Below are 11,829 nucleotides of genomic sequence, written 5' to 3'. Positions count from 1 at the left end.
TAAGTTCCAAGGAGGTCGTGGCCTGCGCCACGATGACGATTCTTCGTAGTTAATTTCATTAGGACAGCAATTTGTCTTTTTGTGCCCATCAAAAATGTTTGTAGGGCTTAAAAGTACGTTAACTGGAACTTAGCGAATAGTCACTGAAGACAAAAATTCTTCGAAAACAACGCTTGGAATGTGCTCTTCAAATTTTTAATGTCGCCGTCCTTTGTGCGAATAGAATCCAAACGCCCAACAGCTTTGCGGTATACATCCCACTATAGACATTTAATGACACGTCGATCGTTGTTTCGAATTGCTACACCAAAAACCAAAATGTGATAGCATTAAGAAGTAAATATGCTATCATCGTTGCATGAAAGTTGTTATAGATACGAATATCATCATTAATGTGCTGTTAAGTCCTAGTAGAAGTTCAGCAAGTTTCAAAGTGATTGAAATGTGTTTAACCAAAGAAATTATTCCTCAAATTGGAGCAGCTTTATTTTCCGAATATCTCGATGTAAGCAGTAGAGATAAGATATTTGAAAATAGCAGTTTTACAAAAATTGAGATTAATCAAATCTTGGACGGTTTTTTTCATGTTTGTGAATGGACTAACATCAATTATTTGTGGCGACCAAATTTGAAGGACGAATCAGATAATCATCTTGTCGACCTTGCTGTCGCGAGTGAGGCTGAGTTTATTATCAGTTATAACCTCAAGGATCTAACTAGCGGTGAATTAAAGTTTCACTGGAACGTAATTACACCTGAACAGTTTCTTCAAGAAAAGAGGAGAAAGTAAATATGGCAACTATTACATACCGAACAGACGAAAAAACTAAAGAAAGACTCGCTAAGTTTGCAGAATCTCAGAACGTGAGTATAAATAGAGCTATAGACATTATGGTTAACAACACAATATCTGAACGAGAGGCATTTTATCAATTTCAGGAACGAGCTAAAGATGGGGATCCTGAAAAGGCACTAAAGCTTTTGCATTCAAGGTCATGTAAGTAGCAACTGAGGTTGTTCAGAAGCGGACGTTCTAAGTTGAGCGCTCTGATAAAAATGTTCCAACTCTTCGTAGTTAATTTCATTTAGACAGTAATTTGTCTAAGAGAGACCATGGTCCGTGCTGTGGTGATTAAGCTTAAACTAAAACATTACATTGACTGCTCTCAAACACATTAGCATCTCTAGAAAAGCTCACTATTCCTCATAGATTTTTTTCTCAAGCCGATAATCAAAGTAACACTTGGCAACCTTTTTGCTAAATCCCTCAAAAATAGTTTTATTTAATGAAAATGCGTCAAAAATTTGTGCGGATTTAGTTGAATGAAAACAAACGTTATCCAAATACAAGCGGACCGAATCAATGCAAATTAGCTGGAAAGACGTTATACGGCGAAAATTTTTAAAACCGTCAAAATATCAAGCGGTTGGCTTGGCATTTACTGCCGAGCAGGTATTGCTGTGTGCGTTTAAAGAGACCGCTGAAGGGGTTGTTTGGGAATTAGATGCCAGTTTTTCTCACAAAAATTGGCAACATGCATTAGCGGATTACGTCAAAAAAAATAAACTTCAAGGCGCTCCTTGTTACTTTAATTTGACGGCGCATTGGTACCGTGTCATGCAGATTGATCGGCCAGATGTTGCCGATGAAGATCTGTTTGCCGCCATTCGATGGCCGTTACAAGAAATCGCCGGAACAAATCATGAATTAGTTTATGACTACGCAGATTTACCTGTGCAAGTGTCCGGTCAGAATAAGTTATTGGTTGTTGCATTAGCGAAAACTGAAATAGAAAAGTTAAGTGAAGCAATTTTTAAAGCTGAGCTTAATTTGCAATCGGTCTCTGTGGAAGAGTTTGCCACCACTCAATTAGCGCCGCCATCAAAAGATGCGGTGATTACTCTAGTGCAAGAGCACGGCGAAGAAGTGGTGTTGAATATAGTGAAAGAAAATAAACTGTATTTTAGTCGCCAACTAAAAGGTTTTGAAAATATTGGTAGCTTTTCTGAATCTGAATTAGATATGGGTATTATTGAATCGCTTTGTGTGCAAATTCAGCGTTCTATGGACTTTTTTGAAAGTCAGTTAAGGCAAGCACCTGTAAAACGTGTATTGCTAAAGCTGGACACCGTGCATACCGAATTTCTAGCAAACAAAATAAGCGCTGCTATGGGCGTATCTTGTGAGAATTTTCTACCCAATATTAAATGTGCCGGTGAGCTTAATTTTAAAATGGCGAGTTTCAGTTGTTTAGGTGCAGCCTTTACTCACTTTAATAAAAAGATGAAAACGAATAAAAAAGAGGTGACTGATGAAGCATCAAATTAACCTCTATCATCAAGAGTTTCGTCCTCATTTTGAAATTTTCAATGCAGCCCATTTGACCTTTGTCACTCTCATCTGCGCGCTTCTGATAGCAATCGCATATGCTGGGTTTTCATATCAGCTGAATGGGCAGAAAGACCAATTGAAAGCTACTCAGGCGAGATATTCCGAAGTTGAGCAAGAGATTGCGGGGTTAAGTACCCAACTTGCCCAACGCACGGGTAGTCCGTTACTTAAAGCTAAGTTAGATCGTTTTACTCAAGATCTAACGCAGCATCAGTTGTTGGTCAATAAGATTCAATCGATATCGGATTTAAAAAACAAGTCGTTTTCAGAGTTATTTGACGCATTTTCAAATAGTTATACCAATGACCTTTGGCTGACTTCATTCTCTGTTTTAGAAAATGACTTAACCATTAAAGGGCAGCTTTCCAATCCATCTGCACTGCCAAATTGGATAAGCAAGCTTAGCAATACTGGATTTTTTAAAGGTCAGGAATTTGCTGATGCCATAGTGCAGCGAACTGACGACATTTTAATGTTTAGGTTGACCAGTCAGCCTGCAGACGCGCAAGTCACTGAAAATACCAATTCAGATCAGGGCGAAGGAGATGTTGATGGCGGAAATTAAGCAGTCAGCGTTGCAAAAGCTCTCAGCGGGTTATGATGGTTTAGCCGAACGTGAACGTAAAATTATATTTTTTGCGGCCCCTCTGCTAGTGCTCTTTGTTGGTTACATATTGATAGTTGAACCGCAAATTCTTGAAATCGATAAGGTTGCGAAAAAGCAACAGAATATCGAAGGTCAATTTGCAACCTTGGAAGCTACTAAGCTTGAACTGTTCCATCAAATGAGTCTAGACCCAGATGAAGAAACTAAGCTTAATATCCAGCAAATCCAGCAACGTTTAGATACCTTAGAAAAACAATTTGATAAAGAATTGGGGCAATTAGTGTCGCCCCAAGTGATGCCTTTGGTTTTAGAGCAACTGTTCTACAAAGCAAAGTCGCTCAAGCTAATAGAAATGCAGTCTATAGCACCTACAGCACTTTTCACTGACAAGAGCAATGGCGACACTTTATTTCAACACGGTATACGAATCACCTTTGAAGGTGGTTATTTAGATACTAGAGACTTTTTAACAAATGCCGAAAACCTAGGGTGGAAGCTTTATTGGCGGCATTTGGAATACAAAGTCAGTGAGCACCCCAAAGCTATCACCCAATTAGAGGTATTTACTCTTAGTACTAGCGAGGCATTTATCGGTGTTAATTAATAAGTTGATTTGCACAATCTTAGCGGCGTTAACCCTTGTCATGACAGGCGGTGCTTTTGGTGACGAAAAAATCTCGAAACGATTAGATCCTACCAAACCACCGAGCGTTATTGTGCAGCAATTAGCCCCAGAATTAATCAGCAACGGCAATTTTAGATTAAGTGCCATTTTTAAACGCAATTCCACCTTGTATGCAGTGGTAAATGGTGAAGTGGTTAAAGCGGGTGATGGTATTGACGGTATGACAATAACAAAAATTAGCGACAAACAAGTACGTTTAGTTGATTCCCAAGGCAATGTAGATGACGTGATATTGTCAATTTACAAGGACGATCAAGTGAATAAGCAGGCAAGTAAATGATCAAACTTTGTCCAAAAATAACAATTTCCCTACTTGCGCTTACCAGCGTATTGAGTAGTTGTTCATCAACCAAAGATAGCCATGTTGAACAATCGTTAGCCCATGATATTCAAACTTATGCGGCTTCTCAGCCTAGTCCTGCGCCTTTAAGTGAATTGCCACCCACAGTAGCAGATACTTTGTTAGGTGCTGAAATGGGTCAGCAAACATTAATAGAAACTGAAAAGTACGATATCAGTGCTAAAGGCGTTGAAGCGGCTGCCTTTTTTGCCGGTTTAGTGCAGGACACGCCATATTCTGTTGCCGTGCATCCTGATGTGACAGGCAACATTTCATTAGATTTAAAACAAGTTAGTTTAGACACTGTATTTAAACTGATCACCGACATCTATGGCTACCATGTTGAAAAAATAGATGCCATTTATCGTGTGTTCCCTGCGGGTTTACGCACTGAAACTTTTAGCGTGAATTATTTGATGATGAAGCGCGATGGTCAAACCCAAACCAGTATTATTTCTGGTGGTATATCTCAGGGCGGCAATAACAGTAGCGGCAATGGTGGTTTTGGCCAACAAAATAACTTCAGTGGCAATTCTCAAAGTGGTTCAAATTTATCGGGTGGCGGATTAGCCAATGCTAACAATGGCACAACCATAAGTACGCGAAACGAAACCGACTTTTGGAAAAACCTTGAAGAGTCACTCAAAACCATGATTGGCAATGAAGACGGTAAATCTGTTTTAGTATCGCCACAAGCTGGTTTGGTCACAGTGCGAGCCAATCCAGAAGATATTAATATCATTCGTCGTTTTCTAAAAATTTCCGAACAAAGCTTAACCCGTCAAGTCGTGATTGAAGCACGCATTTTGGAAGTAGAACTAAACGATGAATATCAACAAGGTATCAATTGGACGCAAATCGTCAGCAATATTGGCAGTACGGATATTACCTTTGCTTCAACTCCAGGTAACTTCGGTAATGCATTAAGCGCGACCTTGGGGGGGCTAACCAGTGTCGCCTTCCAAAACAAAGACTTTATTGGTGTGATCGATTTGCTAGAAACTCAAGGCAACGTGCAGGTGCTTTCTAGTCCGCGTGTTACCGCGTTGAACAACCAAAAAGCGGTAATTAAAGTGGGTGATGACGAATATTTTGTCACTGATATCTCAAGTCAAAATACCATTACCTCAACTACAACTTCTGTGGTACCAGATATTGAATTAACCCCGTTTTTCTCAGGTATTGCATTAGATGTTACACCGCAAATCGATGAACACGGGCGTATCTTGTTGCATGTGCACCCGTCGGTCATTGAAACCGAAGAACAGGAAAAAATCGTTACGCTGAATCAAGAGCAAATTGTCCTGCCTTTGGCACAAAGCACCATTCGTGAATCTGACACCATGGTTAGCGCTCAATCCGGTGAAATTGTGGTAATCGGCGGCCTAATGCAGTCAGTGAAAAGCCGCGAAGAATCGAAAACGCCTGTCTTGGGTAATATTCCAGTGCTCGGCAACTTATTTAAAAGCGTGCGCGACAAAGAATCTAAGAAAGAGCTTATTATTTTATTAAAACCAACAGTAGTTACCACTAACACTTGGCGTAATCAACTAGAGCAAAGCCGTAGCCAAATGGCGGATTGGTTATACGTGGAGTAATTATGTATCTATATCATTTTGGTATTCGACAACTACCTTTTACATTAACGCCCAATACGCAGTTTTATTTCGGCCTGCCAAGTCACAATGAAGCCATCAATGTGCTGACTACAGCGCTAGAATCGGGAGAAGGTTTCATTAAAGTGACCGGCGAGGTTGGCACGGGCAAAACCTTAATTTGTAGAAAGCTGTTAAACGAACTGAGCGATGGCTTTGTTACGGCCTACATTCCAAACCCTTATTTGTCTCCAGCGGAGCTACGTAAATCGGTCGCCGCTGAGCTACAAGTGGATCTCTCTACTAATGGCGATCAACAAGAATTTACCCATAAAATTCAGCAGCGCTTAATTGAGATTCGTCAACAGCATAAAGCTGTCTTGCTGATCATAGATGAGGCCCAAGCACTACCGGATGAGAGCATCGAAGCGTTGCGGTTGATGACCAATTTAGAGACTGAATCATGCAAATTAATGCAGGTGGTACTGTTCGGGCAACCTGAATTAAATGATAAAATCAGCAAGCCGGAATTGCGCCAACTTAAACAACGCATCACCTTTTCATATAGTCTAAAACAGATGGATGCGGACCAGATTTTTCAATATAGCCGTCATCGCATGCGAGTGGCTGGCCATGCGACTGGGGATGTGTTCAGTAAAGGTGTTTGTCGCTTGTTATTTAAAGTAAGCAATGGAACCCCAAGATTAGTCAATATAATCGCCCACAAAGCACTTATGCTGGCCTATGGCGAAGGCAAATATAAGATTTCTCGCAAGCATATAAAACTCGCAGCAAAAGATACCGAAGCAGCGTTTGCAATTCCGGGATTTCCTTGGATGGCATGGGCATTACCAGTAGTAGTTCTTGGTGTTACCGGCCTAACACTGTTTACCACTAACGAACTCTATATGTCATATCAAGAGTTACTAAGTTATGTGAGTAGGTGGTAGGCATGAGTGTAGTCAATAAAATGCTACGGGATTTAGAAAAGCGCCAATCCAGCCAAATTAGCGCAGACTATGTGGCATCTGAAAACACCCGCAATAAAAAACTTATGTTTAGCATGTTGATTGTTAGTCTATTGGCAGTAACTGCAAGTGTTGGTTATGTAAAGTTTTACACATCAGAAAACGAAGTGAACTCTCGACCTGTTCAACCTGCAACGCAGGATCTTGAATTTGCCCCTGATAAAGGCGATCAAATTGCTTACGTTGATGCAAATGGGCCGGCTAAGGCTGAATTAATACCAGTTTCTGAGCCTGAAATTCAAGTGGCTGACATTCCAGAACCTGTCAAAACAGACAAACCAGAGATAGTGGAAGCTGCCCTAGCGACTGAATTAAACGATGTTCAACTGCAAACGGCAGAAATGACATCCACTGAAACAAAGGTAGCTGCCATTTCAGAAGTTCAAAAACAGCCGCAAAGCCTCAGCATAGCGCCAAGTTCAGGACACTCAAAAACGGTCTCAAGTTTAAAAGAACAAGCCAGATTCGCGTTGGATAGCAAAGATACACTTACCGCCATCGATAAATTGACTCAGGTGTTGTCTATGGCGCCAGATGATAAAAGTGTGATCAAGCAACTAGCCTCACTGCAATATGCACAAAATCAGGTAAGCCAAGCGACACAAACCTTGCACATTGGGCTCCAGCGTTTCCCAACCGATAGCGCCATGCGCCTCATGCAGGCAAGAATCGCTTTTCGCCAAGGTGATGCGCTAGGTGCGATGACTGTGCTTGAACAGCACCCAAATAGTCATCAAGCAACAAATGATTTACTGAGTTTTAGAGCCGCACTGGCCGAAAAATCAGGCCAATACCAAAGTGCTTTTAACGATTACAAAATTTTAGTATCTCGCGAGTCTACTAATGCCAAATGGTGGTTAGGTTTAGCCGTTTGCCAAGATAAATTAAGCCTGTCCAAAGAGGCACTTGCCTCCTATCAGCAAGTGCAAGTATTAAATCAATTGCCTACCCAAGTGCATAGTTTTGTAAACCAACGCATAGAGTTTTTAGCGAGACAGTCCTGATGACCCAAAGAGTAAAAATCAGATTAGGTGATTTGCTGGTTCAAAATGGCCTGATAACTGATGACGAACTCCAGCAAGCACTTTCTGAACAAAGAAATACCGGAAGAAAGCTAGGGGCTACCTTAATTTCAATGGCCTTGGTCAGTGAGAATCAACTGTTAGAGTTGCTTTCTCAGCACCTTGGCGTTCCCATGATTAACCTGGAGGACTACAGGGTTAATCCTAATGCCGTAAGGTTGCTGCCAGAAATTCAAGCAAGACGATACCGCGCCCTAGTACTTGAAGATCAAGGCGACACCTTATTGGTAGGCATGAGTGACCCCGCCGACATTAACGCATTAGACGAACTTTCAACTAAGCTACCTAAACCGGTAGAAGTTGCAGTGGTCAGTGAGTCACAACTTTATATTGCCTACGAAAATTACTATCGTAAAACCGAAGAAATTGCATCCTTTGCCCAAGAGCTTGCAGATGAATATCAAGATGATGTGGAATTTCAACTTGATACAGGTTTTATCGATGAACAAGACAACGTAGTGGCTAAGCTTTTGCAGTCTATTTTTGAAGACGCTGTAATGGCAAAAGCCTCTGACATTCATATTGAACCTGATGAAAAGCAATTGCGCATTCGTCAGCGCGTGGATGGGGTTTTGCAAGAGAATATTATTCCCGAAGGCAACATAGCGTCAGCTCTCGTCCTTAGACTTAAACTGATGTCCGGCATGGACATCTCTGAAAAGCGTTTGCCACAGGATGGACGTACCCAAATAACGGTAAAAAATCATCGAATTGATGTGCGGGTTTCCACCATGCCACTTCAAGGCGGTGAATCTGTAGTAATGCGTTTGTTGGATCAGTCTCAAGGCGTGCTAACACTAGAGCAAACCGGAATGCCTGCGGACATGTTAGTGCGATTTAGATCCTTGCTACATCGACCCCACGGCATGATTTTGGTTACCGGTCCAACAGGCTCAGGTAAAACTACCACCTTGTATGGCTCTCTCAATGAACTCAACAAGCCAGAAAACAAGATAATAACGGTTGAGGATCCGGTGGAATACAGATTACCGAGAATCAATCAGGTACAAGTGAACCATAAAATAGAGTTAACCTTTGCCAATGTATTACGCACCACTTTACGACAAGACCCTGATATCTTAATGGTCGGGGAAATGCGTGATCAGGAAACCGTGGAAATTGGTTTAAGAGGTGCCTTAACCGGTCACTTAGTATTATCAACATTGCATACTAATGATGCGGTAAGCAGTGCTATACGTCTAATAGACATGGGTGCGCCAGGCTATCTAGTGGCGAGTTCACTAAAAGGTGTTATCGCACAACGTTTGGTGCGAAAAGTCTGCGATAAATGTGCGCAAACCACAGCGCCTACTGAAGAGCATCGCATTTGGTTGGCTCACATTGAGCCTGAACTAAGTAATTTTGAATTTAAAACAGGTCGCGGCTGTCAACGCTGTAACTTTACTGGTTATCGCGGTCGCCTTGGTGTGTTTGAGTTACTTGAGGTTACTGAACCACTAATGAACGCGCTTAAATCAGGTGATGGGTTTGAATTCACCGCCCAAGCTAAACGAGATCCCAAATACCGCCCCTTATCACACGCGGCCTTTGATTATGCCAAACAAGGCGTCACTTCCTTAGATGAAGTGTTAAGGCTGGTGGAAATGGTTTCTGATGGAAAAGACAAACTACCAAAAGAGCTACCATCTACCTCCTCGTCGGATCAAGCTGAATCATCTTTGGCATTAGAAACTACCGAAGATTCTGAGCAACAACCGCCAAAACCTGCGTCAGGATTCTCGTTAGAGGACATTGATTAATGCAGTTTGTATATAAAGGGCGGACTCAACAAGGGGAAGAAGTCTCCGGCGTCTTAGAAGCCGTTGATGAAGGTACTGCTGCGCGCTCTTTAGTAGCTAAACAAATTATTCCGATAGAAATCATCAATAAACAGGGTAAACAAGACACACAAGCTAAACAAGAAAGTGACAATATTCACTTTTTTACCCCAGCGGTTGGACTTGATGAACTGATAATCTTTTGTCGGCAAATGTATTCGTTAACCAAATCAGGCATTCCTATTATCAGATCAGTAGCCGGATTAACGAATACCAAATCTGTACGTTTAAGAGTAGCCCTAAAACAGGTGATTGAACAACTAGAAAAAGGTCGAAGTTTGTCTTCTGCTATGGCCCAGCATCCACAAGTGTTTAGTCAATTGTTCGTGAGTATCATTCACGTAGGTGAAAATACGGGTCAGTTAGATATAGCCTTTAAACAACTTTATGAATATTTGGAAAGGGAACAAGAAACCCGTAAACAAATAAAAGCGGCGACTCGCTATCCCAGTTTTGTTCTATTTGCATTAGCAGGGGCGTTGGTCGTAGTGAATGTGTTTGTAATCCCAGTATTTGCGGGCATGTTTGCCAAGTTTGATACCGAATTACCGCTTATGACCCGTGTGCTTTTAGGGATGTCAGATTTCTTTGTTAACCAATGGTATGTGCTGATAGGCATAATTTTATTGGTTTTCTTCGGCGTCAAACATTACATCAATACCCAAGAAGGGCGTTTAGTCTGGGATCATTGGAAAATAAAAGCGCCTATTATGGGCACCATTGTTGAACGTTCCTTATTGGGCCGTTTTGCTCGTAGTTTTTCGATGATGTTAAAAGCTGGCGTTCCCCTTACCAGTGCACTCAGTTTAGTTGCTGAGGCAGTTGATAATGCTTATATGAACGACGCCATTTTGGGCATGCGAAGACGCATCGAAAAAGGCGAAAGTCTATCCCGTGTTGCTAGAACGTCTGATTTATTTACCCCCTTGGTATTGCAAATGATCAACGTTGGGGAAGAAACGGGTCGTGTGGATGAATTACTGCAAGAAGTTGCCGAATTCTATGAGCGCGAAGTGGCTTATGACATTAAAACCCTAACCTCAAAAATTGAACCCATTCTAATCTCTATTGTGGCGGTGATGGTGCTGATACTCGCACTCGGCATATTTACCCCAATGTGGGACATGATGGGCGCAATCAAGTAACGCGCAAGGGGAATGAGCAATGAGCCGAAAACTTTTTTATGGACTGGTTGTTTTTACTCTAATTGTAATTTTAGTCGCTTACGCATTTTGGTATCGAGTGGTAAGAGAACAAGAATGGCAAGAGACCATGGCGAATGGGTTTGAAGCCAGAGTAAATAATGAAATTAGCCAGATCTATTGGTCTTGGCAACAACAAGGAAGACCTGATGTTATCGATTATGTTATCGGAGAGTCAAAAATGACATTTCCCATTGTACTAACCGATAAAGGATTGCCTCTAGTAGAGGTTTCGCAGGAAGCTTGTTTAGCCTTTGTATCTATGTTTTTAGACGATCAAAAGCTAAAAGAAAATGTAAAAGTGTCGACAACCTATTTAGAGCATTCTAATAACAAAAATGCCATTGGGATTTGTCATTACAGTATTTTAAATAAAGTCTTCGCCTACCATGTTGAAACTGGCGAATTTAAATATGAAAGGTAATAGTCAATGTTGGATGTGAAATCAAAAAATGCCGGCTTCACGCTTATCGAACTAGTAATAGTGGTAGTGATTTTAGGCCTCTTGGCTGCTACAGCGATTCCTCGTTTTTTAAATGTGACCGAAGAAGCTGAGGATGCAACAGTTGAAGGTGTATCTGGCGGCTTTGCTACTGGCGTAGGTCTGGTCAGAGCGCAATGGGAAATTGAAGCCCGTCCACAATTCAATGAATCTGACAGTAAAACTTACGTCACTATAGAGGGGATTCCTATAGGTATTGATGGTGATACTGGTTATCCAACAGGCCAATTGAATACTGATGCCAGTACAGAAGATACTGATATTACGGATATCGACTGTGAAAGCGTGTTTAACTTGATTATGCAGAGTGCACCGACCATTACCTCTATTTGGGATCCAGCGACGGCGGAAGAATACACTTATTTTACCAATGCACGTCAAGGTTTGGGTTCTGGTGGCAATGATATTTGTCAATATTATTTACTTCAAACTGTAAAGAATTTGGACGCTGAGCCGTTAAATGATTCAGTGGGCAATGGCTTTACATATGACCCGAGAATCGGGCAAGTAAGAGTTTTTAGCAACAACTAATTTTAGTACCTGTCGACTTTTTGAGGA

General features: G+C 41.4%; 13 protein-coding genes. All 13 read left to right on the top strand.

From position 1 onward, the window contains the following. Positions 1-358 precede the first annotated feature (358 nt). The 13 genes from ACNKW3_RS12515 to ACNKW3_RS12455 all read left to right on the top strand — a co-directional run bounded on the left by ACNKW3_RS12515 (position 359) and on the right by ACNKW3_RS12455 (position 11,802). Positions 359-790: a putative toxin-antitoxin system toxin component, PIN family gene (locus ACNKW3_RS12515; RefSeq protein ID WP_427399635.1), complete on the top strand. Its 432-nt coding sequence runs from the start codon at positions 359-361 to the stop codon at positions 788-790. Positions 791-792: 2 nt separating this feature from the next. Next, positions 793-1,005, top strand: a complete 213-nt coding sequence (locus ACNKW3_RS12510; protein ID WP_427399634.1) for a hypothetical protein — start codon at positions 793-795, stop codon at positions 1,003-1,005. A gap of 358 nt (positions 1,006-1,363) precedes the next feature. Continuing rightward, positions 1,364-2,329, top strand: coding sequence for a biogenesis protein MshI (locus ACNKW3_RS12505; RefSeq protein WP_427399633.1), 966 nt, complete (start codon positions 1,364-1,366; stop codon positions 2,327-2,329). Further along, entirely contained in the window at positions 2,313-2,957 is a 645-nt protein-coding gene (locus ACNKW3_RS12500) for a PilN domain-containing protein (RefSeq protein ID WP_427399632.1), read from the top strand. Before ACNKW3_RS12505 ends, ACNKW3_RS12500 begins: the two co-directional genes overlap by 17 nt. After that, positions 2,944-3,603 carry an MSHA biogenesis protein MshJ gene (locus tag ACNKW3_RS12495; protein ID WP_427399631.1) on the top strand — a complete coding sequence of 220 codons (660 nt, stop codon included), beginning with the start codon at positions 2,944-2,946 and terminating at the stop codon, positions 3,601-3,603. The genes ACNKW3_RS12500 and ACNKW3_RS12495 overlap by 14 nt, the downstream gene beginning before the upstream one ends. Beyond that, a complete protein-coding gene (locus tag ACNKW3_RS12490) occupies positions 3,593-3,964 on the top strand; it encodes a hypothetical protein (RefSeq protein WP_427399630.1) in 372 nt (123 codons plus the stop codon). Before ACNKW3_RS12495 ends, ACNKW3_RS12490 begins: the two co-directional genes overlap by 11 nt. After that, positions 3,961-5,622: a pilus (MSHA type) biogenesis protein MshL gene (gene mshL, locus ACNKW3_RS12485; protein WP_427399629.1), complete on the top strand. Its 1,662-nt coding sequence runs from the start codon at positions 3,961-3,963 to the stop codon at positions 5,620-5,622. The genes ACNKW3_RS12490 and mshL overlap by 4 nt, the downstream gene beginning before the upstream one ends. 2 nt (positions 5,623-5,624) lie before the next feature. After that, complete coding sequence (locus ACNKW3_RS12480; protein WP_427399628.1) at positions 5,625-6,569, top strand: ExeA family protein; 945 nt, start codon at positions 5,625-5,627, stop codon at positions 6,567-6,569. A 2-nt stretch (positions 6,570-6,571) separates the two neighbouring features. After that, a complete protein-coding gene (locus ACNKW3_RS12475; protein WP_427399627.1) occupies positions 6,572-7,651 on the top strand; it encodes a tetratricopeptide repeat protein in 1,080 nt (359 codons plus the stop codon). Continuing rightward, on the top strand, positions 7,651-9,489 hold the full coding sequence (locus ACNKW3_RS12470; protein WP_427399626.1) for a GspE/PulE family protein: 1,839 nt from the start codon (positions 7,651-7,653) through the stop codon (positions 9,487-9,489). Before ACNKW3_RS12475 ends, ACNKW3_RS12470 begins: the two co-directional genes overlap by 1 nt. Next, positions 9,489-10,712: a type II secretion system F family protein gene (locus tag ACNKW3_RS12465; RefSeq protein WP_427399625.1), complete on the top strand. Its 1,224-nt coding sequence runs from the start codon at positions 9,489-9,491 to the stop codon at positions 10,710-10,712. The genes ACNKW3_RS12470 and ACNKW3_RS12465 overlap by 1 nt, the downstream gene beginning before the upstream one ends. 19 nt (positions 10,713-10,731) lie before the next feature. Continuing rightward, a complete protein-coding gene (locus ACNKW3_RS12460; protein WP_427399624.1) occupies positions 10,732-11,193 on the top strand; it encodes a hypothetical protein in 462 nt (153 codons plus the stop codon). 6 nt (positions 11,194-11,199) lie between these two features. Then, complete coding sequence (locus ACNKW3_RS12455) at positions 11,200-11,802, top strand: pilus assembly FimT family protein (protein ID WP_427399623.1); 603 nt, start codon at positions 11,200-11,202, stop codon at positions 11,800-11,802. The last annotated feature ends 27 nt before the right edge of the window (positions 11,803-11,829 follow it).

The organism is Glaciecola sp. 1036 (assembly GCF_050306235.1).
Classification (GTDB): Bacteria; Pseudomonadota; Gammaproteobacteria; order Enterobacterales; family Alteromonadaceae; genus Glaciecola.
The sequence above is the reverse complement of the archived record's forward strand: the minus strand, read 5'-3'. Positions and strand labels throughout refer to the sequence as shown.

Excerpts from the sequence above, each read along its gene's own strand:
- ACNKW3_RS12515 (WP_427399635.1), top strand. The coding sequence starts at position 359 with ATGAAAGTTGTTATAGATACGAATATCATCATTAATGTGCTGTTAAGT.
- ACNKW3_RS12510 (WP_427399634.1), top strand. The coding sequence starts at position 793 with ATGGCAACTATTACATACCGAACAGACGAAAAAACTAAAGAAAGACTC.
- ACNKW3_RS12505 (WP_427399633.1), top strand. The coding sequence starts at position 1,364 with ATGCAAATTAGCTGGAAAGACGTTATACGGCGAAAATTTTTAAAACCG.
- ACNKW3_RS12500 (WP_427399632.1), top strand. The coding sequence starts at position 2,313 with ATGAAGCATCAAATTAACCTCTATCATCAAGAGTTTCGTCCTCATTTT.
- ACNKW3_RS12495 (WP_427399631.1), top strand. The coding sequence starts at position 2,944 with ATGGCGGAAATTAAGCAGTCAGCGTTGCAAAAGCTCTCAGCGGGTTAT.
- mshL (WP_427399629.1), top strand. The coding sequence starts at position 3,961 with ATGATCAAACTTTGTCCAAAAATAACAATTTCCCTACTTGCGCTTACC.
- ACNKW3_RS12480 (WP_427399628.1), top strand. The coding sequence starts at position 5,625 with ATGTATCTATATCATTTTGGTATTCGACAACTACCTTTTACATTAACG.
- ACNKW3_RS12475 (WP_427399627.1), top strand. The coding sequence starts at position 6,572 with ATGAGTGTAGTCAATAAAATGCTACGGGATTTAGAAAAGCGCCAATCC.
- ACNKW3_RS12470 (WP_427399626.1), top strand. The coding sequence starts at position 7,651 with ATGACCCAAAGAGTAAAAATCAGATTAGGTGATTTGCTGGTTCAAAAT.
- ACNKW3_RS12465 (WP_427399625.1), top strand. The coding sequence starts at position 9,489 with ATGCAGTTTGTATATAAAGGGCGGACTCAACAAGGGGAAGAAGTCTCC.
- ACNKW3_RS12460 (WP_427399624.1), top strand. The coding sequence starts at position 10,732 with ATGAGCCGAAAACTTTTTTATGGACTGGTTGTTTTTACTCTAATTGTA.
- ACNKW3_RS12455 (WP_427399623.1), top strand. The coding sequence starts at position 11,200 with ATGTTGGATGTGAAATCAAAAAATGCCGGCTTCACGCTTATCGAACTA.